This is a genomic window from Calditrichia bacterium (genome assembly GCA_020634975.1).
Classification (GTDB): Bacteria; Calditrichota; Calditrichia; order RBG-13-44-9; family J075; genus JACKAQ01.
This window is the reverse complement of the sequence record JACKAQ010000003.1, coordinates 457,582-481,276: the sequence shown is the minus strand read 5'-3', so window position 1 is coordinate 481,276 and position 23,695 is coordinate 457,582. Positions and strand designations below refer to the sequence as shown.

The following is a 23,695-nucleotide window of genomic DNA, read 5'->3' as shown; positions in this document are numbered from 1 at the left end:
GTCATGAGTTCAAATTTACAAACCGCATCTACCGTTTTAAAAAATATTTCTCAAAGTGTTATCGCCGCTTTGATGTACGATATCGCTCTGCAAGATATGCCCGAATCGGATATCGATGCCGCAGAGAGTATCTTTTACGAAAGCATCGATATTGCATCAGAAGGCATTTTGAGCAGCCGACGAACCAAAGAACGGATGCTGCGAACGCTTCAACGCCAAAAGCTGTCGATTATCATCAACAAATTTAAAAAAGACGGAAAGCCGGTACCGGATAATTATTTTGCGAAACGCTTTTCGCAAGTTATCAGCTTGGGAAATTCTGAAAAAATTGTGCCGGATTTTCTGAATGCTTTCCGCGAAAAACTCGCCAAAAATGAAAAACTGGCTACAACGGTGATGACTCGCTATTTGGGTGAAGCACTTTCTGCCGATTCGGAAGGTGAAAAAGAATTTGTGGATGAATTTGATGAATTGTTTTCCATGCTGCCGGATGAACCTGAAGAGATTCCTTCGGAACCCGTTATAAAACCTGCCAAAAAAGTTGCTCCAAAAGCGCCGCCAAAAATAGCGTCGCCGCCAAAACAAAAAGCCAATTTGCCCGAAGAAGAGGTTGCCGAAGAGCGTCCTGATACAATTTTACCAAAACAACCCGGCTCGGCGCAAATGATTTACTGGCAACCGCAACGGCATGCGCTCCCGGTTCGGGGATTGCGAAATCTGGAACCATTGCTGGCGGAACACCCGTTGTTGTTTATCACCGGTTTTGCCGGTTCGGGAAAATCGGTGCTCATTTCCGCATATATTTATCAGCAGGTTTTCAATCGCTCGCTCGCCATCGGGAAGGTATTTTATTACCGTTTTAGCGAAAGCCACTCAACCTACGATGTGTTTCTGAAAAGTATTGCTGCGTTTTCCGAACTGCAAATTCCGGGCTCTGCTGTGGGATACGAGGCGGAAATTGCATCGGCAATTGCAGCTTCCGATACCATTTTTGTGCTGGACGATATTCATGCGTTAAAAGATTATCGCCTGCGGGATTTTGTGCAACTGTGCTGGAAAAATATTAGCGAAAATGATGAATTCGGCGGTAAATTTTTGATGCTGGATCGCGATTTGCCGGAGATCGAAACCAACCAAAATATCGCGTTTTATCGATATGACGGATTGGCAGTTTCCGAAAGCAGCGCGCTATTGCGCGATTTGTGGAAGTTGTCGCTGCCGCGAATGTTGGCACGGCAATTGGCGAGCAAGCTTTGCGGCAATCCGGAACGGATGCTCATCTTCCGCGGCTGGTTCCAAAATGAACAGCATACGGATACCGAGCTGGAACGCTTTGTTGAACAAATGCCCGAATCGGATGGCACCGCAATTCAGGAAGTTCAGTTGTCATATTACGTTGCTAACGCATTAAAAGAAGGCTTTGCTCGCACAGATAGCCGGTTGAACAGTTTTTGCACCGCGTTGAGCATTTTCGAGATTCCCGAAGAGGAACGTTTCCTGAAGGCAGTTTACGATAAAATCGGGGGTGGCGATTTTCAGGAAAAACTGGAGGAACTGGTTGAAGAATTCCAGCTATTGGAATACGATAACCAGGCTGTTCGTTATAATTTGCCGGACACATTGCGAACATTTTTTAACTCACAAATGGAAGATGACCACATTCGCCGGGCGTTGCACAATCAGGCCGGGCAATTGTATCGCGAGCGTTATTCCGTCAAAAATGATTCCCGGGATGCGGTATTGGGTGCCGGGCATTTTTATTTTGCCGAACGTGAAGAAGATGCGATCGGGCTGATAAACGCTATCAGCAAAATCGAGGATTTAACGGTTCAGCAATGCGAATACTTACTCAACCTTTTGAAAAATTTGAGTTTACCGACCCTTGAGACCGTTGAAGAGCAGAGAGCTGCACAGCTGCGAACCGGCATACTTTATTTCCGGTTGGGTAAATGGGGCGAAGCTGAAACGACACTGGTTTCCTGTTTGCAGGAGGACACCGACAGCCAAACCCGTGCGGAAACGCTGTTTTATATCGGACAAATCGCAAAACTTAAAGGCAACACCACCCAAAGCGCTCATAATTTGCAGGAAGCCGCGCAACTGTATCAGCGCGAAAAAAATATTGCCAGATTGGCAGCCTGCCACCAGCATTTGGCTGAAGTTTATTTGATCGAAGAAAATCGCCAGAACGCCTATAATCACTACCAACGTTCGCTGGAATATTTTCAGGATATAAAAGATACACGTGGTGAACAAATTATTCTGGATCAGTTGGGTCAACTGGCAAAAGCGCAGCACAAACTTGTGGATGCCCAAACCTATTTTGAACGCTCAATGGCAATTTGCAACGCACACGGCGATCGCATCGGAAATGCACGAACGCTGATGGAAATTGCCAGATTGCAAGAGATGCAGAAAAAATGGCTCGAAGCAATTGACACATACGAGCAAGTCGCGGAAAATTACCGGAAGTTGAACAACCCGATTGCGTTCGCTACCGCATATCAACACATGGGCGCAATTTATCTGCAGTTAAACGATTTGGCGCATGCCCGGGTTCATCTCCAAAATGCGCACCAGATTTTTGAGGAAAACGAACACCGCGCCGGATTGGCGGAGGTTTACGAATTGCTGGCAAAAATTCATCATCGCCAAAAGGAATGGGAACTGGCGATGGAAAATTACCATCAGGCGCAGGAGCTGTTTCACGATACCAAACAGGAAAGCAGATATGCCGAAATTTTTGCCCAAATTGCCCGTGTCTATCAGGAAATGGGTGAAACTGATCGCGCGTTGGAGCTGTTTGAGAAAGCGCTTGCCATTAATGAACGGTTGGGCGAATCGCCAGGTGTAGCCCGCATTTTTGAGGAAATTGGCGATATTTATCAACAACGTGAAGATCTATCTTACGCAATAGATATGTATAGAAACGCAATGTCTCTGAAGGAAAATTTGAACAACCAGCTTGGCGTTGCGGAGTTGCTTTCAAAAATTGGCAACATTTACAAAGCGCATTTGGATTGGGAAAAAACGGTGCCCTGTTTTGAACAGGCGTTGGATATTTTTACCAAATTGGGTAATGTTCGGGGAATGGCTTTTTGTCATAATTCGTTGGCATTTGTTTATCATGCCCAAAAAAGTTGGGATATCGCCCGGCATCATTATGTTGAAGCGTTAAAAAATTTCGAAGCCAGTAATGATTTTCAGGGTATGGCGGAAGTCAATTTCAATTTGGGAAATGTGTTCCACGATTTGGGCGACTGGGAACGCGCGCTGAACCGCTATAATACCGCGTTGCCGTTGTTTGAAGAAACCGGCGATTTTTTCAATATTTCGCAGGTGTTGGGGAATCTCAGTTCCATCGAATTTGAGCAGAAAACCCATACCAGCGCTATCGCCAAACAGGTTGAAATTTTGCTTTATTTCCAAAAAAATCAGCAAACCCAAATGGTCGAAAAAGTGCTGGCAAACCTGGTTTCCTGTCATCAGGAATTGGGTGCCGATACTTTTCAGCAATTGTTGGCAACCTGTCTGGAAGAATTGATGCAGAATGGCGTGCAATGGGGGAAAAACGAAATTATTTCACCCGAATCGGCAACTGAAATGATTGATAAAATATTTTATAACAACTGAGTTAATTTTAATAAAATTATGCAGATACAAAAAAGGAACGCGACTGTCGCGTTCCTTTTTTTATTGGCTGGTTATAATGCCGTTTGGTAAATCCGGTATCGTTTGTGAACGTAACCGCCCAATAATTGCGCTGCTTTGTTCATCAAATCGTTGTCTTCCAAAATCCATGACATTTCCGCAGAGTTAAAACCGTTCGGCGCCGCATTTTTGATAATTTCCTGATAAAACAGCGAGCCGATGCCAAAGGGTTGATACTTTTGTTTAATGCCAAGGGTAATCACCCGCAAGCTGTTGATTTTACTTTTGTTAAACAAAAAAGTAAACAGCCCGAACGGGAACAATCGACCGCTGCGAATCTTTTTGAAAACCTGGTTGTAATCGGGGAGCGCCAGCAAAAAACCGATCGCTTCGCCGTCGTATTCGCCGATGAATGCAACGTTGGGATTGATAATCTGTTTAAAATCGCTCGCTACATAATCAAATTCTTGCGGCGTCATCGGAACGAAACCCCAGTTCGGTGCCCACGCATCGTTGTAAATTTCCCGGACAACTTCCAGTTCGGCGCGAAAATTTTTCATATCCACTTTGCGAATCTTTACCGGATATTTTTTGGCAATCGCGTTGGCAACCCGGTCCAGCTTCGGATTTTTGGTGAGATTTTCGTAAGCAATCATGTATGCCAGCAATTCTTTGGCGCGTTCATAACCGAGCGCTTCCATTTGTTCGATGTAATATGGCGGCGTGTGCGTCATCATTAAATAGGGCGGCGTATCGAATCCGTCTGAGAGAAAACCGACTTCATCGTTGGTGCTGGGATTCATCGGTCCGATCATCAAATCACGATCACGTTCTTTAAGCCACATTTTTGCAGTGTTTAGCAGCGACTCAAAAACGTCGCGATCGTCCACTGCTTCCAAAAATCCGAAAAATCCGGTTTTATCTTTGTGGTAATCGTTATGCAATTTGTTGATAATTGCCCCGATTCTGCCGACCAGTTCGCCATCGCGATACGCCAAAAAGAGCTGGGTCGGATTTTCGTTGAAAAACGGATTTTTATCTTTGTTAAAAAACTTTTTGCGATCCATTAACAAATGGGGAACCCAGTTTGGATCGTTTTTATAAATTTTCCACGGCAATTTGATAAATGCCGTCAGGTCTTTTTTGGTTTGCACCGGTCGTACGTCAATTTTACCTGCCAATGCAGCCTCCTTTTTTGACGGTAACAATACACGATTTTTTGTTGATGCCCTGCCCAAACAGGCTAATATTTAAGCAAAAATATTGATTTAAACAACACGCCCGGAAATCCCACCGGCAAAAAAAAGCCACCAGTGGTAAACCGGTGGCCATCTGCCAAAAGGGTAATTTTGGGTAAAATCAAATAATATCCATTTGTTTGGCGATTTTTTTGACGCGATCGAGCACTTCATCGAGATCGGCATCGGTGTGGGTTGCCATGTAGGTTGTGCGTAGCAACGAACGATCCGCCGGAACGCCGGGCGGGACAACGGCATTGGTGTAAATGCCGGCATCGAACAGCGCTTTCCAGAATGCCAGCGTTTTGTCGAAATCGCGGACGAGCAGCGGAACGATCGGCGTGTGTTCGGATTCGCCGGTATCGAAGCCCATCGCCTGAAATTCGCGACGCATTTTGGCACCGTTGTGCTGAACGCGATGCACCAGTTCTGGCTCCGTTTCGATGATTTCCAACGATTTGATCACCGCTGCGGTATTTGCTGGTGGCATTGCTGCCGCGAAAATCAGCGCTCGCGAAAAATGTTTGATAAAATCGACCACTTCTTTTTTCCCGGCGATAAATCCGCCCAGCGATGCAAACGATTTGCTGAACGTGGTCGTCACCAAATCAACTTCGTCGATCAGGTCGAAATGTTCCAGCGTTCCGCGCCCGGATTTGCCGAGAACGCCCATGCCGTGCGCATCGTCAATATACAACCGCGCGTTGTATTTTTTGGCGATCTCCACCAATCGCGGCAGTTGCACAACGTCGCCTTCCATGCTGAACACGCCGTCTGTGGCAATCAGCTTGGGTTTGTCGATGTCAACCGTGCTGATGACGCGCTCCAGATCATCCATATCGTTGTGCTGATATCGTTTCAGCGTGATGCTCGGGAATGTGCCTTTCGCCAGTAAAATGCCGTCGTTGATGCAGGCGTGGTTGGTGCGATCCGAAATGATCACACTTTTGCGATCCAGCAATGTTGACACGGAACCGAAATTGGTGAGGTAGCCAGTGGTGAACATCAACGCCGATTCTTTGCCGATAAATTTTGCCAGCTTGTGTTCCGCTTCAACGTGCAATTCCAGCGTCCCGTTCAAAAAGCGAGAGCCGGAGCAACTGGTGCCGTATTTTTCGATCGCTTTGATGGCGGCTTCTTCCACGCGGGGATCTTTGGTGAGTCCGAGGTAGTTGTTCGATCCGATCATGAGCATTTCTTTGCCGTTCATGTTCACACGTGGACCGTGGTTGTCGGCAATCGGGATAAAGTAGGGATACAGCCCTTTGTCACGGTATTCGGTTGCTTTGGTAAATTCCAAACATTTGTCAAAAATGTCCAATTTCATCTCCTTTATACTGTAAATCCGGATAATTCCCGTAAAAAAATTGCGTTTGATAACAGCCAAACGCGTGGCGGGATATCGCTTTTTTAATCGCTGAGAAATTACAAAAAAGAACTTGAAATATCAAAAGTTTAATTTTTGTGATCTGAAAATTTTTGCGGATAGTGAAATTTCGCTGGAAAAATTTGGCGGGCTATCGAAAAAAAAGTGCGATCAAACCGATGAGCATATCCAGTTTGAGCAAGTTGCTAAGTTTATTTAAAACATCGGGTTGCGTTGTCTGAAAAATGCGAACGGATACAAACGCGATTACCGGCCAAACGCCGATGACCACTATCGAAAAATATATTCGCCCGTAATCGCCCAGCGAAAAGGGGATGATTGTCGCAATGAGCAGCGCCGCAAAAATGGCCCACACCAGCCGGATCGCCGGACGCATACCATAGCGGATGGGCAGTGTGTCAGCACCGTTTATCTGATCACCCGCCACATCTTCCATATCTTTGATAATTTCCCGGGCGAAATGAAACAGGAATGCCAGAATTGCCGGAAAAATTCCTGCAGCAGGATTTCCGACCGCCAGCGCACCATAAACAAACGCCGCCGCCGTCGACAAACTGACTGCCAGATTTCCCCACAGCGCGATGCGTTTCAGCCGGGCGGAATACCAGTAAATCAGCGCTGTGAAAAACAGCGCCATCAAAAATGCCGCATCAGAAATGAACACGGCCAGAAAATTTCCGGCGATAAATTCCAGATAAGCGAGCAGGCGAGCCGCATTCGACGTGATGCTGCCCGATGGCAGGGGGCGCTGTGGTTTGTTGATCCGGTCGATGTCGATATCGAAATAATCGTTGATGGTGTTGCCACCCGCCATAATCAAACCGGCGGAAAGGCAAGCCAGCACAACCGGCAGCCAGTGGAAATCCACCCGGGTGATCATTACGGCAATCAATACAGAAAGCATCGCAATAGCGACGTTTAACGGGCGGGTGAGTTGGAATGCAGCTGTTGATGTTCGCATCGGGACCGGTTAATTAGTTAGGTTGTTATGGGAATTCATGAGCATATTTATTCCCCCTTGTTCAAAGCAGCGCTTTTTTGAAAATAGCGTTCAAGGCAGGAGCCTGGAACGAGAATTAAGCCGGTCTTTAATCTCCCTCGTTCAAAGCTCAGCCTTGAACGCCTATTTTAAGGAAAGCGCCTGCTTTTTTCGCTGAATTCAATTATTCCTTTGTCGATTGCGTTTCAAAAAACTATCGCCAGAGGTGGGCGTATTTGTGTCCGCTGCCGGTGTTGAACAGCACCACGGTTTCGTGATCTGCAATCCAGTCGAGTTCGCGCAGCATCCGGAATGCCGCCAGCGTTGCGCCGCCTTCCGGGCTGACAAACAAGCCTTCCGATTTGCCGATCAGGTTGGCATTTTCCAGCATCATTCCGTCTTCCACGCTGACGGCGTTGCCGTTGCTTTCGCGGAGGGTGCGCAAAATCAGAAAATCGCCGACAGCAGCGGGAACCCGCAAACCGTCCGCGACGGAGTGTGCATCTTCCCACGGTTCGGCAAATTCGGTTCCGGCGTGAAATGCCCGGACCATCGGCGCGCAGCCGTCGGATTGCACGGTGACCATGCGCGGGCGTTTGCTGCCGATCCAGCCGAGCGCTTCCATTTCATCGAAGGCTTTCCACATGCCGATCAGTCCCGTGCCGCCGCCGGTGGGATAAATAACCACATCCGGCAGTTGCCAGTTCATCTGTTCCGCGAGCTCGTAACCCATTGTTTTTTTTCCCTCTAAGCGATACGGTTCTTTGAGGGTTGAGATGTCGAATCTGCCATATTTTTTGACGCCTTCGGCGGCAATTTTGCCGCAATCGGTGATCAATCCGTCCACCAGATTAACGGTAGCACCCAACGCTTTGCATTCCGCGATAAACGGATGCGGCACATCCTTTGGCATAAATACATGCGATTCCAGACCGGCAAGCGCAGCATACGCGCTCATCGCACCGGCGGCATTTCCGGCAGAGGGAATGGAAACGGCTGTAACACCAAGTTCGTACGCCCGACTGACTGCCACGGAAAGTCCGCGCGCTTTAAACGAAGTGGTTGGATTCACACCTTCTTCTTTGATGAATAAATTGGGAAAATCAAGGGTTTGGCCGAGTCTTTTGGCGTGGATGAGCGGTGTCCAGCCTTCGCCGAGAGTGAGGCGATAGCGCTCGTCGCGAACCGGGAGCACTTCTGCATATCGCCACAAATTCGGTGCACGATGCCGCAAATCATCGCGGGAAACGGCATCGCGGATTTTTGCCAAATCGTATCGCGCGAGCAGCGGCTTGCCGCATTCGGTGCACAGATTCCACAGTTGATCTGCCGGATATTCTTTTGCACAATATCCACATTCGAGATGGGTCAAATAGCTGCTCATAAAAACCTCCGGTTTTGGTGATCATTTTGTTCGGCTAAGTTATTCGCGCAGCACCGGAAAATCAAAGCGTTAATATATTGGATGAATCAAAAATCGTTGATCAGCCGGATGTGCAATTTCCCCTCGCGAAAGGGTGCACCGCGTTCCAGCCCGAAATCGATTTGCATCACGCCCAGCGGTGCGGTGAGGCGCAATCCCATGCCGTAACTGGTTAGCCATTTTTGCAGGTTGTCCGGCGATTCGCGTTCAAAATACCCGTTATCGGTGAACACAAATAGTCGGGTGTCCGGACCGAGCAAAAAACGATATTCGCTGTTCAGCCAAAATACCCGTTTGGCAAAAAACTGGGCTTCGCGAAAGCCGCGAATAGTGGTTGCGCCGCCAAACCAAACCTGGTCGGTGAGTCGCAACACCTCGCCGTTGCTTTCGATAAAATTGGCGTGAAAATTATTGGCGATGAGCTGATTGCGAAATGTGGGCAGAAAAACGCCCAGATCCGCCCGCATTTTTTGCAGCGAAACCGAGGATTTCAGCGAATCTTCCGCGAGCAGGTAATCCGGTCCGATGTTGCTCTGGCGGCTGATGCCGAATGCTATCTCCAGAAAAACGCCGCGCCGGGGATTTCGAAAATCATCGCGGGCATCCCAGCGAATCCCGGTTTCGGTGATCACGCTTTCGGTGCGCGGCAGGCGTAACACGCGACTCGCCAGCGAATCTGGTGACACATTGCGGCTCGATAAATCCACGAACGCGCTGAGCGCATCGCTGAGTGGCAGCTCCAACCGACCGAGATATTGCCATTCGATATACGTTGTATCGCGCACCAAGCGGTGCATGCCCGCCTCAAAATGGAAGGGCAGACCCGCCACAAACGGTTCGCGATAACCCACCCGGAATTCATCGGAAAAGCGATCTTGCTTTTGCCAGAACACGTGAATCTTGCGCCCGCCGCCGAATAAATTGCGGATGCCCACATTCACCAATCCCGTAAAATAGCCGCTCGCTGCCGGATCAGTCGCGGGTGGGGGAATGTAGCCAACAATGCCGTCAAACGTGGTGGAGGGCGTTTCCTCAAAATCGATGGAGAGAAAATAATTGCCTTTTTTGTCCAGCAGCAGTTCCGGGCGGCGCACGTTTTTCAGAAAATCCTGCCGCCGCAGCGTTTCGCTGTACCGATCGACCCGTTGCGCATCGAACAATTTGTCCGGCTGGAAACGCAGCAATCGCTGAAGATAGCCGGTGATGTCATTTTTCTGTTTCGGGAATTTGATGTATGCGATGCGCACGGAATCGCCCGGCGAAATATGCAGCGAAAGATCGAGCCGGTATTCGTTTTCGTTGGGTAATTCTCGGAAATCGAATGATTGCGTCTGGATTCGCGCCAGCGGAAAACCGTGATTTTCAAAAATAGTGGTCACGTTGCGGAGGATCGATTGCGACAGCGAACCGGTGTAAATCTTTCCGGGATACACCGCGAGCGCATCGTCCACATCGCCGAGCAGCGTTTCCGGCAGCGAATCGCGATTGGTGATGCGCAAACTGTCCAGCCGCAGCACGCCGTTGGTTTTCACGGAAATGGTCAGGTCGACGCTTTGCAGCGCCGAATCGATATCCGTGCTAACTTCAGAAAAATCAGCAAAATAGTAGCCCTGTTCGCGGAGCTGCTCATCGGCTTTGGCGCGAATATTTTTCAACAATTCCGGCGAAAACGGGCGATTGACAAACTGCTGCTGAAACCTGTTCTGGGCAAATTTCACCCGCGAATCGAAGCGCAATTGCAACGATTTCAGAAACAGCGGTTTCTGCGGCACCTGCCCGAACGCCGTCAGCGAAACGAGCAGCATCGCAAACAGGATGATTTTTTTTGTCAATCGATTCATTTGTTTATGCCGGTTTTGGGCATTCTTTTAACCGCAGAGGTCGCGAAGATCGCAGAGAGAAAATCAAATAAATTTATTAACTGATGTTACGCACTGGTCAAAAAACTTCTCGGAACCAGCATCCTGAGTAACGCCGAAGGCGTGTATCGAAGGGTGCGGCATTTCACTGATTTACCGCACCCTTCGATACGCCCGAAGCGGGCTACTCAGGATGCTAATTTATCGATAATCGGATGCTTGTGCGTAACATCAGTTATTAAATGCTCAAGACAAGCTATACCACCGCACCCCAACATTTATCCTTTATCTTTTATCCTTTTTCCTTTTCTTCACCTTCGGCGGCAAGGTTGCCACAAACGCCATCGCGCGATCGACCCATTTTTTCAAATCCGCGTCTTCGGCAAAGCCTTCGGGATCAACATAAACATAGCCTTTCAGCGGTTTTCCGGTGAAATCCATCGGGCGAACGTGCGGTTCGGTGAGCGCGGCTTCGTAATTTTCCGGTCCGACCCGCACCATCAATTCGCCTTTGGCGATGCCGCAAAACATGTAATCGTTCATCATAAACGCGATACCGCCGAACATTTTTTTCTCATCCAGTCCAAGCTGCGGTTGTAATATTTCGCGAATCCGTTCTGCCAAGCCTTCGTCGTAAGCCATTGGTTGCGCTCCAATTTTGAATTGTTAACTGAGGTTACGCATTTTCGCCACTGAGACACAGAGCGACACAGAGATTCTTTAAAAAATCTAAAAAACGGTTTTGAGAAGAAAAGGTATTGTCATATAAAACGAGCATTTACTATAAAAATGGTTACTGTAATATTTCTCTGTGATTCTCCGTGGCTCTGTGGCAAAACAGTTTCTGCATAACATCATTGGTTAAAAAGTCTGACCGGGGGAGATTCCTGAATTCTGCTTCGCTCCATCAGGAATGACAATATTAGCGCGGTCATTCCGGTTTTTTCCGACGCCTTTTTCGGAAAAATACCGGAATCTCCCGAAGTTTATTACGTCCTATTAAATTGTTTATCGCTCATCAAAAAAACGCCCGCACTTCCGCTTTGCCGAGGTGAATCGTGCGTGCGGTGCCCGCATCCCTTCGGCCGTTGTAACTGGCGTTGATCGTCACGTTCTGGCTGATAAAATAATCAAACCGGAAATTCCACAGCCAGGAATCACCGGGCTTTTTGCCGCGCGCCATCTCAAACGGGATTGCACGATCGCCGGGATTTTCCGCTTCCTGAACGGTCAGATAGCTCAAGTTTGCCGTCGCCCGCGCTTTGCTGCGCAGCGAAAAGGCGATCTGCGGTTTCAACTCCCAAAAATTCACCCGCAGCGGATTCACCGTTTTCCGGTCGTTATCCAGCCCGCGTTCCGCTTCCAGTTGAAATTGCCAGCGAATACTCGGGCGATAGTTCAATTTTGCGGCGATAACCTGCTGTAAAATATTCAGGTTACGCGATGGCAGCGCCGCTACCCAGCGTTTGTTGAATCCGTGCTGATAACTGGCGGTAACGTTCAATTTGCGGTTAAAAATGCGACGCCGGGCTTCCATTGAACGCTCCCAGACGATGCGGGTTTCGTTGTCGTTGGCGTCCAGAAACTGGTTGGCAAGGTTATCGCGATAGCGGCTGCGCAGCAACACGCCCCAATCCGGATTGCGCTCGTTGTAATGCAAATCCTGGTTCAGCACGTAAACGCCCTGCAGCGACGATTGCAAATTGTGGAACTGGCTCAGGTTCATCAAATAAATATCCCAGATATTTTCCGGGCGGCTCTGTTCTTCAATTTTAATGTAGGATTGCATCGCGGTTTTGTTGAGGAAATCGCGCCAGAAACCGAGCTTTTTTTTCGATGCTTTGGGGCGATACTGCACCTGCAGCGCCGTTTCCAGCCGGATAACGCTGCGGAAATCGCCGGTTTGGAAGAAAAACCGCAGATAATCGCCCTGCGGATCGGGAACGTATTCGCTCAGCGTGGAATCGAACCGGAAATTGCCGCGATTTTCCTCCACCTGCAAATAGCGGATTTCGCGAATCGCCTGCAATTCGCTGGCAAGCTGGTAATCGAGCTGTGCGGTCAGCGTGCCGCTCTCGTTGCGATATTGCAGTTGCACGTTTCCGAGATGGCTTTGGCGATCTGTCCACGTGGTATCCTGAAATTGGGCGTCGGTCTGGTAAATCGCCAGACTGTCCGACGGCAAATTCTGGAAAAACGGTGTGAAATCCTTCTCGCGAAACGTGACGCCAAACTCGCCGCGAAGTTGTTTCTGGCTGTTCAGCGTGCCTTTTAATTCATACGTTTGGGTGGCGGCGTGCCGCAATTTTTCCCCAAAATTGCGGGGATTGTAGAGGTAATCAACGCGATATTGCGCCAATGCATCCCAATCCAGTCCGGCGAATTTACGGAGCGAAAATTTGCCCAAATGATCGTCGAACAGAAAACCGGTGCGCTGCGATTGCGACAAATTATCCACCGCGCGATCTTCCCGCTGAAAGCGGTATTGCGGCGTGGTGCTGCCGATATTTTTGATGAGGTTGACGCTCTGCCGCTGCCAGTCGCTGTCGAAATTGCCGGTTTCGCTGCGAACGTTCTCCGCGCGAACGGTGATGTCCGGCAGGATTGGTCGCCGGTAAACCCGTGCCTGCGAATTCCATCGCACAGAATTCACGGATGCGCCTTTTTCGATATTCCCGTAGCCGCCGCTCAGCTCCAGCCAGCGTTTCGGTTGATAGGCGCCGTTCAGTTCCAGGCTGGTTTCTTCGGTGGTGAGTTGGTTTTGGCCGAGATTCCATTTGTAGGCGTACTCCGGCTGCAGCGGGCGATCCAGCGGTGCAAATGCGGAATCCTGACGCTGCCATTGCAGCGATAAGTTCAGCCCACCAATGGATTTACCAAACATTCGAAAGGTGCTGTCCCGCAGCGTACTTGCGAGTTGAAACGCACCGCCCTCATTGTCGCCATCATCAATATCGCTGAAAATATTCTGGTCGAACGATGAAATTGCAAACTCGCCGTTCACCGAAAAATTGTCGGTAACGCGCCAATTCATGCCCACATCCGCAAAATTTTTCTCCGACGCCAACGGCACCAGTCGCACCGGTAAATAGCTGCCGCGACCCGGACCGACGTAGCGATAATTCTGCAAACTGACCCGGCTGTAATCGCCGTTGCCGGCACCGACACCGGTGAATCGCACCAGAAAATTGCCGTTGCGTTCGTCCACAAACCGGAAGTAGGGGAGCGATTGACCGTTGATCAGCGTGTCCGCTTTCACGTAATTACCGCGACCAAATCCCACCGAATCCGCACCGCTGACCGCTGCGGCAAAGGGATCATCGCCGGCAGTTGCCAGCGCGGCGGTTTCCACATCGGAAAGCGGTGCATCGTCTTCCAGCAGATTGTTGGTGTCGTCCCATTCGCGGAACGCCCGCACATCGTAGCTGAAGCGTTTGCCGAGCGGTTTTCCGGTGGACGACGCGCCGATAAACGTTTTCCCGTATCGCTGGAACGCGCTGGTGTATTCGAAATCCACCTCGATGCGGTTTTCCGAGGTGATCAATTTTTTGTTGGTGAAGGTGATTTGTGCCAGCCCGTAGTCGATCACGTAATCGTTATTTTCGCCGCGCGTTTGCAAAATACCGTCCACATAAACCCGCTCCGTGCCCGCCAAAACGATGATTTCCCGCTCGCCGTTGCGCCCGTTCAGCAAATACGGACCCTGATTTCCCTCCTGCCCGAGCAGCCGGTTGGAGTGAAAAAATCCCCGCGATGTGCCGTAAGTAACTTGCTGCTCAAAGGTTTTCGCCGTGTGTGTGGCGCTGATGCCCTGCAATTTTCGCTGCAAATTGCCAAACATCGATTCGCGATATTGCATATTAAAATCGCCGAGCGTGCCGCCGAGATGCGGGCTGGTGAGTTTGATAAACACCTTGTCCACTTCGCGCAAGGTTTGGGTGTTGCCTTCCGGCTGGATGGGTGTGCTTTCGTCCGTGAGGGCGGCAAGGATTTCCACATCCGGCGCTATTTGACCGGATAGCTGCAAGTTCAGCCCGGAATTGAGCGTGAGATCCTGATTGTTGCCAAGCTCGATACCGCGAACAATGCTCCCGCTTTTTTGCAGATTGGATTGATATGAATCGAGATCATCAAAAAAGCCGGGGCGAACGGCGCGGGCAATGGCGGCGGTGCTGTCGCCGTTGGCGCTGTCGGACGGTTGGGCAAGCTGCAGCTCTCGATGAAAATAATCCGCAACCAGCGGAAAAGGATATTTCTGGTAAATGATGCGCAGGCTGTCGCTGGCGGGCATCTGGCGATTGAGCCAGATTTTCCCAGCGTCGTAATCCACCCGATAATGAATCCCCCGCAGCAAGGCAAAGGTTTTGAGCTGCAAACTTTCGCTGTTGGGAATGATAAATTTATGCGGCAATTGGTAGCCGTTCAGCAGGGAATCTGTCGATGCGAAAACCGTATCCGACGGCACATCCAGCAGCACATCCGGCAGACGGGTCTGCGCCCGGGCGCAAACGACGGTCACCACCAAAAATATCGATAATTTCGAAATAAAGTTCACTCGATGCCTGTATCGTCAATTCTACGTGGTAGCGATGCCCGTCGTCAAATTCCTCCGCAATATATAACCGGTTTAGATTAAAAAATTTACGAACGAAATTGAAGGCAGCAAACCGATTTTTTTACGAAGCGGGTGTTCTGTCTATTGATGGTTCGCAGTAATGGTTCGATGCCGCGTTGCATTCTGATTAAATAGATCAGATCTGTTGACCATTACCCAAAAAATACCTTACATTAAGTTGATTTCGGATGAACCCATTACCCCATTATTTTAATTATGGAGAATAAGTTATGGAAACTGTCAATGTAAAAAACGCGCCGAAAGCCATTGGACCGTATTGCCATGCCATGAAATCTGGTAACCTGGTTTTTTGCTCCGGGCAAACCCCGTTGGATCCGAATTCGATGAAAATCGTGGGAACAACCATTGAAGAACAAACCGAAAGGGTGCTGAACAATCTTTCCATCGTTTTGGCAGAAGTAGGATTAACCCTGAAAAATGTGGTCAAAACAACGGTGTATCTCAAAAGTATGGATGATTTTAAAGGGATGAATCGCATTTATGAAGAAATGTTCGCCGGACATAAACCCAGCCGGACGACCATCGCGGTTAAACAAAATCCTTTGGATGCGTTGGTTGAAATCGAGTGTATTGCGGAGCTGGATGGATAACACTTGTTTGCAGATATTTTCTGTTGACGGATATTATTGTACCCAATAATTGTTCGGTAGTGTTGAAAAGGAAATGCTGAGATTCCTGCCTTCGCAGGAATGACCGCTAACGGACTGTTTCTTCCATGTCATTCCGGCTTTATGCCGGAATCCCCTTCGGGTGAATCGATTATTATTTGTTTAATACCACCAATTGTTTTATACCAGAACACCGGAGCGCCAAATGCCACCGTGGAAAAACACCGATAAACAGGAATACCGTAACCTGGATTTACGGGCACATGCGTTGTTGAAAGATGTGCCGCTATACGATGTCTGGCAAGTTGACCTGCCGGGCGGCGGGGAAGGGCGAACGGTTTTGGATATTCTTAACCTTGCCAAAAGCAGTGAGCCATCCGGCGTTGTAAAAGCCCTTTTCGGGTTACGCTGGTTTTTGGGGCGGATATTTCGATGGGACGCTGAGCCGCCGGACAAAGATGTCCTTTTCCGGGCACGGTTAAGCGCAGATGATATCGCTAAATCCGGAATTGCTCCCGGCAGTAAACAGGGGCCATTTACGATTCTTTACGTGTTTCCACAGGAAGCGATGAGCGAAATCCGCAACAAAACGGTTCATGCTGCGCTGGTGTGGGTGTTGTTGCCAAAAGGGGATGGGTATCGCTTATTGTGGGGCATTTATGTCCGGCATACCGGGTGGTTAACCCCGATTTATATGGGGCTGATAAAACCGTTTCGGCATTGGATTGTTTATCCTTCTTTATTTCGCCGGTTGTATAATGCGTGGCAGAAAGCTTATAATGGGGTGGGTTAGTGGTTGAAAATTATTTTGAAAACAATCGGCTCGCCTATCAACGTGTGTAAGCGATATTAGCGCAGGAGGACGCGTTGAAAGATGCCTATAATTTGCAGCAGAATCGCATCGGTTCTGCCCAGCAGGCAACGGTTGACCGCGATGTAAATGTTTCCAAAGCTGTGCGTTGGCGGGAAGAAGTGCTGGCTGTGGCAAATATGGCGCTGGCGGATAAACCGGAACTGCGGGACAAACTGGGGCGGTAATTCAAAAAAACACAATACTATCGCAAATGTTACAAAAGGGCAAGTTTTACACTTGCCCTTTTTTTGTAATGTCTATAATGGTCACATATCCAATCAATACACCAGCGTTTGAATGGAATGCGGCAGTATTTCCGTCGATGTTTGTTTGCTGCCCACAATCAATTTGTAGGTGATTGGCAAATCGCTTTGGTTGAGCACAACGGTTGCCATTGTGCCGTCCGTATTCAGGAAAGAAGTTGCCAGCAAATGGCTGCGGCTGGGTGCTGTGCTCACCCGTTTGGCTTCGGGACGGATAAATTTGGAGAAATGCCCGATGTAATAATACGACAGCGTATAAAACAGTTCGCCGGTGTTTACATCGGCATGCATCGGTGCAAAACAAAAGTTTTCGACGTGATTCGGGCCGCCGCGCTGGTCGAGCAATATGTTCCAGTCTGTCCACCCGACGGTGCCGTGGTTAAAATCGTTGATCATCGAAATGCCGTAGCGCTCCGCATTTTTGACAGACATGTAATTATCCGGGATAAACCGTTCCGCACAACCTTCGGTGAACAACAGGTTTTTGGTCGGATAAGCTTCTTTCACCAAACCAAGGTTGGTGAACATCGGATCGCCGCCGGCCCAGGTTTCGTACCAGTGAAAACCGATGCCCCAGGCATATTTCGCCGCATCCGGATCGCCGAAAATAGTGTTTGCCCGGTGGTTGATCAAATCGCGGTTGTGATCCCAGACCACAATCTTCTTGTTTTTCAAACCGGCTTTTTGCAGCGTGGGTCCGAGGTGTTTTTTGAGGAAATCGCGCTCTTCTTCGGCGGTGTAAATACAGGATTCCCAACGCTGAACAGCCATCGGCTCGTTTTGAATCGTCAGTCCCCAAATCGGGATGCCGGCGGCTTCATACGCATGGATAAATTTGATGTAATAATTTGCCCACGACTGGTAATATTCCGGCAGCAGTTTTCCGCCGTGCAGCATATCGTTATTGTCTTTCATGAACGCGGGCGGGCTCCACGGGCTGGCATACATCAACAGCTTTCCACCGGCGGCTTTAATCGCCCGTTTGATCATGGGAATCCGGTATTGCATATCATGTTCGATGCTGAAGGTTTGCAAATCTTTGTCGCCGTCCGCAATATACGTGAAGCTGCCGCTGCTGAAATCGCAGCTGTGGATGGACGTCCGGGCGAGGGTGTAACCGATCCCTTTTTCGGGATCGTAATAGGCTTCGAGCAGTTCCTGCTGTTTCGCTTCGGACAGGGTTGCGAACACTTCGGCAGATGCGTCGGTTATCGCCCCGCCGATGCCCAAAAATGTCTGGAATTGTTCATCGGGATTGACAAACACCGCCACTTCGTTTTCAAATGGCTGGGTGGCATCTTCAAATGCCAGGGTGGCGGACGGGCTTATCCGCATCTCCGATTCCGCTGCGGTCGTGAACACCTGAACCGTTTTGCCTGCCGGTGAATATTCGACGGTATCGGACATGATGCCGCTTTTTTCCACACAGGCAACGGTGATCAATGCCGCTATCAACAAAAGTAATGCTTTTTTCATTATACGCCTCATAATCTGATTTCAGGGAATTTTATGTTTAGCACAATTTGGTTTTTCTTTTCCGGTATTGGTCACATTTGCGTGATTGGTATGGGTTAATAAATAGTCGTATTGTAACTGGACCAATAGTGTTGTTGAAAGCACGGGGATTCCTGCCTTCGCAGGAATGACACCTTTCTTCTGTGGTTGTCACCCCTGCGAAGGCAGGGGGCTCCTGATATTTTTACAGTTTTACATACAATTCGTAATTCGCATAAATAATTCTATATATCCCCTCACAACCATTACTTGTTTTTAATACGGCAGACTGAGATACAAATTGCCGAGATCGTTCAATTCCCCCGGCGATGGGTTAAACAGATTGGTGAAGCGATCTTCCGCACCACGTCCGATAAACCAGGCATAGCGAAATACATCCGAACGGCTTTCGCAAACCGCGACCATTTGCTGCATTTGCTCTGCCATCTTTTCGTACGAATTGATTTGCGCATTCCAGTTGGCCATTTCTGTGATCCAGATTTTTTTGCCATATTTTTGCAGCCGGTCGAGCTGTGCCGCTAAACCGTAATCATACCAGTGAAATGCCAGATAATCAATTTTCGGATCGCGTCCGCCGTTGGCAGCGCGGTATTCTGCGTAAAATGCGTCCAGCCAGACCACCGGATCGGAAAAACCGCTGAGCGTTCCCCAGGTCATCGCCGGACCGACCAGCGCAACCGTGCGGTTTTGGGCAGCCAACTCGCTGATCACCTGCTCATATTTCACCCATTCTACGGCAGCCACATCCGGCGTCAGATTGGCCTGATCGGTTAAGTTCGGTTCATTTAACACCAACAGATATTCGATTTCCGGATGGCTCAAAATGAAGTTTTTCAACTGGGTGTAATCTGCGGAAGCATTCCTGCCCCAAAGCATGGGAATAAATTCCATCTGATATGTGTCGTTGTAATCTGATGCTGCTGTTGTTTTAAAATACCAGTTATACCACCAGCTCACGCCGCTTTTCAGCGCCTCAAGATCTGCCGGTTGGGTTAAGTCGTATGCCAGACCGCGTTTGGCGCTTTTTTCAATTTGCGCCGGCGGGTCGGATTGGGTCGGCGATTCTTTTTTGCCGCATCCGCTGGTTATCAAAATCAACATCGGGATCAGCAAAATTGTGTGGCGAATACAGGTGCGAAAGCGAAACATAAAGCATTTCCTTTACATTATGGCGTTTGGACAACCATCGGATTGGAATACATATCCGATTGATCGCTGAATTTGTAAATCACACGATAGTATTGGCTACCGCTGCCGGCGGCGGTGTCGCGATAGTCAATTGCGGCAGCGCCGAGCCGGGCAATTTCGGTAAAATCCGATGTGTCGGATTTGCGTTCAACGATAATCTGGTTGATAGCGGAGGAACGGTTTTGCCATTGCAGATACACCGTTGCGTTGCCCAAATAGGTCGCTTCAGTCAACACCGGACCGTTCGGATGCCCGTAAATCAGGATATCTTTTACCTCCGACCAGGTCCGGTTTGTCCGGTCGTAAATCCCGAAATCGCCGCCATCGTCCCATGCCATAAAGGCGATGCCGTTGGTGAGCGCCTGTTCAACGTATGTGTAATAATGCATCATGCGGGAGTTGTAATCGCAATTGCGGACGGCGCCAAATTCGCTGATCATTGCAGGAATATTTCTGGCATTCGACCAGTTTGCCACGCTCGAAAATTGCGCCTTTACGGCTGCGATATCGTCGAATGTTCCCCAAAAGCCGTTGGCTTCACCGGCAAAATTCCAGGGGTCGTAGGAGTGATAATAGCCCATCAGGTAATCGTCATTGGGAACGGCTGCGGTCAACAGTTGAGCGGCGCCCGCCCACTCGTGACCACCGAAAATCACAATCCGCTGCGGGTTTTCCGCACGAATGATTGTGAGAATGTTGCCATTCAGCTCGTTCAGTTGCGCCTGGGTCATGCCGTGCGGTTCGTTGATGATTTCAAATAATAATTTGGGGGATTTATCTTTGAAGCGATCGGCAATCTGCTGCCAGATGCTCTCGAACCGCGCCAGCGTATCGGCGTTGGCGTAATTGTTCACCAGCCACCATTCGTGATGCGCGTTGAGAATAATATACAGGTCGCGCGCCAATCCCCAATCCACCACTTGCTCAATGCGATCAAGCCAATCCGCATCAATCGCATACGGTGCGGTAGTTGCCGCATGTTTTTCCCAGCGAACGGGAACGCGAACACATGTAAATCCGGCGGATTTGTAATCATCAAAATAAACTTCTTCCAACGGGCCGTTATTCCAACCACCTTCTGTTGGCGGTTCCAGCGTGTTGCCAATGTTGATGCCGCGCATCATTTTCCCGATCACAACTTGCGGGGTTTCGAAAACTGCCGGGGGATTATTTTGGGGTTCCGTTGCCGATTTTTCAGAGCAACTAACGATAAGCATTAAACAAAGGAAGAAATTACCGAGTGCGAATTTCACGATGTTTCACCTTTTTTATAAGGTTTCGGGTATAATTTGGATACCTCAATTGATACCGCAGTATTCGTTCAAAAATTATACCAACGGGAAATAGTTGCTAAATGATCTATTCGGGTAGGTTAGCGTTAACGGTTGGTTGTGAAAAAGTTATTAATTTGATAGCGATTATTATTTTAATAACAATTTGATTTGAGCACAAAAAAAACGTCTGCCGTTACTGACAGACGTTGAAAAAAATCAATTCGCTCTGGTAAATAGTCTAATCGTTATCGTTCCCGATGAAGCGATAAATTACCGCACCCAAAACACCGCCGATAATTGGCGCTACCCAAAACAACCACAGTTGGGAAATCGCCCAATCGCCGGCGAACAGGGCAACGCCGGTGCTCCGTGCCGGATTAACCGATGTGTTGGTAACCGGGATGCTGATTAGGTGAATCAGCGTCAGGCAAAGCCCGATGGCAATTGGTGCAAAGCCTTTGGGCGCCCGTTTATCCGTGGCACCGAGGATGACAAAAAGGAACATCATTGTCATCACGATTTCGGTAACCAACGCAGCCAGCATACTATATCCGCCCGGCGAGTGGCTGCCGTAACCGTTAGATGCAAAACCGCCGGAAAGGCTGAAGCCCGTTTGCCCGCTGGCAATCACATATAAAACACCGCCGGCAGCAATTGCACCAGCAACTTGTGCTACGATATACGGCAGCAAATCTTTTGTATCAAAGCGACCGCCAGCCCAAAGCCCGATCGAAACCGCCGGATTCAGGTGACAGCCGGAAATATGCCCGATAGCGAAAGCCATTGTCAGCACGGTTAAGCCAAATGCGAACGAAACACCGAGCAAACCGATCCCAACATTCGGAAACGCCGCAGCCAACACTGCGCTGCCGCAGCCGCCAAGTACCAGCCAGAACGTCCCGATAAACTCTGCACCATACTTTTTCATAAATTTCTCCAATAATGGGTTGATAATGAATAAAGCAAATAGCTGCTTGTTATATGACGTGTAGAATATACCACATTATTGCATAAGTTCAATACCTATCGCTATGGATTTTATTTGATAATAAAAAATAATTGGATTTAGCCGCAGGTGTTGCGATAAAAATATATCGTATTGCCAAACGGATGATTCCCTGACAAAAAAAATCGCCTGCCGTTGCCGACAGACGATTGAAATCCGGAATATCCCTTCCGGTGAACCCATCCGTGTTAAAAAAGTGTTATTCTGGCTGAATCGTCAGTGTTTTCACACCATCCGGTAATTCCTCAATTTCGCTGTTCCGGGCAAAACCGATTGCCCCGGTATGTTCACCGATAAAATTCAGCAGTTCGTCCAGCGATTCGAATTCTTTTGGGCGCTCGCCACCTTTCGAAAAAACAGCTTTCACCCAATACGATTTGAATCGGTTGGCCGAAAGCCCGATGTATAGATCCAAAAATTCATTTTTGAGATCTTCATTATGGCGAATGGTGGGTAAAATGTGGATGCTGTCCCGGTTTTTAATTTTTCCGAGAAATATGTTTTTAATGTCTTTTGCGTTCATGTCCTTCCAGATTGGTGCTTCCGAGTTAACGATGAACACCAACGTTTCTTTGCTGGTTTCACCGGCAGGTTTATCCTGCGAGAAGCATGGCGACGCAAAAAAACACAGAATGGTCGCAAGTATCAATAGTTTATTCATTGTTGGCTCCTGTTAATAGGCTGATCGTCCTAATCATTTGTTTTTCAATCATTTAAAATACCACTGCCCACTGCGTTCCGATGATCAGATAGCTATCGTTATCACCAAATTTTTGGGTAATGGCTTCCAGTTTGATTGAGCTTTGGGTGGAAATATTAAACCGCACACCGCCGGTAATCCGCTGGACATCTTCCGTGCCGATGAGTGTGTTGCCATACGGGTCGCCCATTTCAGGAGCCAGTTCTTCTATACGGGCATACGGGCGAATTTTTTCCTTGAATTCATATGCTGCCTGAGCAAAATAACCGGTGGAGTTGTAGCTGGGTTTTGCCGTATCCAGCATATCTTTGCTGTTTACATTATAATATTCAGCAAGAATTTGCACTGGCAAAATATCGTAAAAGAGGTGCGCACCAAAAATATTCTGGTCGAGATCGATAACCGGTGATTCGGAAAGCTCGCTAAATCCGTTCACTTTTCCGCGATAGAATGATCCACCGATGCCCAAACCGCCCAAAATTGCCGGTTCCAGATTCAGTTTGCCAAATAGAATTTTGTTCGGGTTGTCATCTTCATTTAAATTGAGGGCAAGCTCACCATGATCCGCATCGATCTGTTGTCCGTTGGCAACACCGATGGTGTAATCCATTACACCGGCGTTTCCGGCAGTGAAACCGCGCAGCCACATTCCAACATTATGCGCCGGCACCAATCCGCCTTCATCTTCAAATTCCAAAATCAGTGGCCGGTTGATGGTCGATTCCAACTGTCGCCCGTGGTGAAACGTGTTGCCGTAATAACCCAATGGCGAGTGTCCACGACCGACTTCCAGCGTCAGCAAATCGATAAACGTATAGCTGATGAGCAATCGTTCCAAATCCACTTCCAGTTCACCGCCCGGCGCTTCGAACACCAATTCCGCCAACACTTCGATGCGGTTATCGATATTGTATGACGTAAACAAATCATATTGCCCCAACACAAATGCGCCGTTTTTCAACGAGCGACTCGCGTTTTCTGATGGCGAAAATTGGTAAGAAATATCATAAAAATTCCACCAGTTCCACTGTGCCGAAGTGGTTCCGGTTGCGCAAATGAGCAGGATAAAGCATAAAATCCCGCTTCGGAGTTTTGCCCCGATGGTTCCGTTCATT

The 23,695-nt window shown here is 48.7% G+C and carries 17 protein-coding genes; 4 read left to right on the top strand and 13 right to left on the bottom strand.

Annotated features, from left to right (window positions below; genetic code table 11):
• Window positions 1-3: 3 nt before the first annotated feature.
• On the top strand, window positions 4-3,633 hold the full coding sequence (locus H6629_19655; GenBank protein MCB9069995.1) for a tetratricopeptide repeat protein: 3,630 nt from the start codon (window positions 4-6) through the stop codon (window positions 3,631-3,633).
• A gap of 71 nt (window positions 3,634-3,704) precedes the next feature.
• Here the strand turns inward: H6629_19655 and H6629_19650 are convergent, their stop codons facing one another.
• From H6629_19650 to H6629_19620, 7 genes are all read right to left on the bottom strand, one after another.
• Complete coding sequence (locus tag H6629_19650; protein MCB9069994.1) at window positions 3,705-4,832, bottom strand: GNAT family N-acetyltransferase; 1,128 nt, start codon at window positions 4,830-4,832, stop codon at window positions 3,705-3,707.
• Window positions 4,833-5,010: 178 nt separating this feature from the next.
• Window positions 5,011-6,216: an aminotransferase class I/II-fold pyridoxal phosphate-dependent enzyme gene (locus tag H6629_19645; GenBank protein MCB9069993.1), complete on the bottom strand. Its 1,206-nt coding sequence runs from the start codon at window positions 6,214-6,216 to the stop codon at window positions 5,011-5,013.
• A 190-nt stretch (window positions 6,217-6,406) separates the two neighbouring features.
• Window positions 6,407-7,237 (bottom strand): geranylgeranylglycerol-phosphate geranylgeranyltransferase, encoded by an 831-nt coding sequence (locus H6629_19640; protein MCB9069992.1) that lies wholly within the window; start codon window positions 7,235-7,237, stop codon window positions 6,407-6,409.
• A gap of 232 nt (window positions 7,238-7,469) precedes the next feature.
• Window positions 7,470-8,639, bottom strand: a complete 1,170-nt coding sequence (locus H6629_19635) for a threonine synthase (GenBank protein MCB9069991.1) — start codon at window positions 8,637-8,639, stop codon at window positions 7,470-7,472.
• 86 nt (window positions 8,640-8,725) lie between these two features.
• Complete coding sequence (locus H6629_19630) at window positions 8,726-10,519, bottom strand: BamA/TamA family outer membrane protein (GenBank protein MCB9069990.1); 1,794 nt, start codon at window positions 10,517-10,519, stop codon at window positions 8,726-8,728.
• 303 nt (window positions 10,520-10,822) lie between these two features.
• Window positions 10,823-11,179 carry a TfoX/Sxy family protein gene (locus tag H6629_19625; GenBank protein ID MCB9069989.1) on the bottom strand — a complete coding sequence of 119 codons (357 nt, stop codon included), beginning with the start codon at window positions 11,177-11,179 and terminating at the stop codon, window positions 10,823-10,825.
• Window positions 11,180-11,555: 376 nt separating this feature from the next.
• Window positions 11,556-15,092 carry a hypothetical protein gene (locus tag H6629_19620; protein ID MCB9069988.1) on the bottom strand — a complete coding sequence of 1,179 codons (3,537 nt, stop codon included), beginning with the start codon at window positions 15,090-15,092 and terminating at the stop codon, window positions 11,556-11,558.
• Window positions 15,093-15,382: 290 nt separating this feature from the next.
• On the opposite strand from H6629_19620, the gene H6629_19615 reads away from it, so the two are divergent.
• The 3 genes from H6629_19615 (at window position 15,383) to H6629_19605 (ending at window position 16,819) form a co-directional block, all read left to right on the top strand.
• Window positions 15,383-15,763 (top strand): reactive intermediate/imine deaminase, encoded by a 381-nt coding sequence (locus H6629_19615; GenBank protein ID MCB9069987.1) that lies wholly within the window; start codon window positions 15,383-15,385, stop codon window positions 15,761-15,763.
• A 223-nt stretch (window positions 15,764-15,986) separates the two neighbouring features.
• Complete coding sequence (locus tag H6629_19610; protein MCB9069986.1) at window positions 15,987-16,574, top strand: DUF2867 domain-containing protein; 588 nt, start codon at window positions 15,987-15,989, stop codon at window positions 16,572-16,574.
• A 74-nt stretch (window positions 16,575-16,648) separates the two neighbouring features.
• Complete coding sequence (locus tag H6629_19605; protein ID MCB9069985.1) at window positions 16,649-16,819, top strand: hypothetical protein; 171 nt, start codon at window positions 16,649-16,651, stop codon at window positions 16,817-16,819.
• A gap of 93 nt (window positions 16,820-16,912) precedes the next feature.
• On the opposite strand, the gene H6629_19600 is transcribed toward H6629_19605, so the two are convergent.
• The 6 genes from H6629_19600 to H6629_19575 form a co-directional block, all read right to left on the bottom strand.
• Window positions 16,913-18,373: a glycoside hydrolase family 30 protein gene (locus tag H6629_19600; GenBank protein ID MCB9069984.1), complete on the bottom strand. Its 1,461-nt coding sequence runs from the start codon at window positions 18,371-18,373 to the stop codon at window positions 16,913-16,915.
• Window positions 18,374-18,667: 294 nt separating this feature from the next.
• The gene (locus tag H6629_19595) at window positions 18,668-19,513 is read right to left on the bottom strand and encodes a hypothetical protein (protein MCB9069983.1); all 846 of its coding nucleotides are present in this window, start codon (window positions 19,511-19,513) and stop codon (window positions 18,668-18,670) included.
• 65 nt (window positions 19,514-19,578) lie between these two features.
• Window positions 19,579-20,853 (bottom strand): glycoside hydrolase family 5 protein, encoded by a 1,275-nt coding sequence (locus H6629_19590; GenBank protein ID MCB9069982.1) that lies wholly within the window; start codon window positions 20,851-20,853, stop codon window positions 19,579-19,581.
• 259 nt (window positions 20,854-21,112) lie between these two features.
• Window positions 21,113-21,802: an aquaporin Z gene (aqpZ, locus tag H6629_19585; protein ID MCB9069981.1), complete on the bottom strand. Its 690-nt coding sequence runs from the start codon at window positions 21,800-21,802 to the stop codon at window positions 21,113-21,115.
• Between the two features lie 277 nt (window positions 21,803-22,079).
• Entirely contained in the window at window positions 22,080-22,541 is a 462-nt protein-coding gene (locus H6629_19580) for a hypothetical protein (protein MCB9069980.1), read from the bottom strand.
• 52 nt (window positions 22,542-22,593) lie between these two features.
• Window positions 22,594-23,694 (bottom strand): hypothetical protein, encoded by a 1,101-nt coding sequence (locus tag H6629_19575; protein MCB9069979.1) that lies wholly within the window; start codon window positions 23,692-23,694, stop codon window positions 22,594-22,596.
• Window position 23,695: the final 1 nt, after the last annotated feature.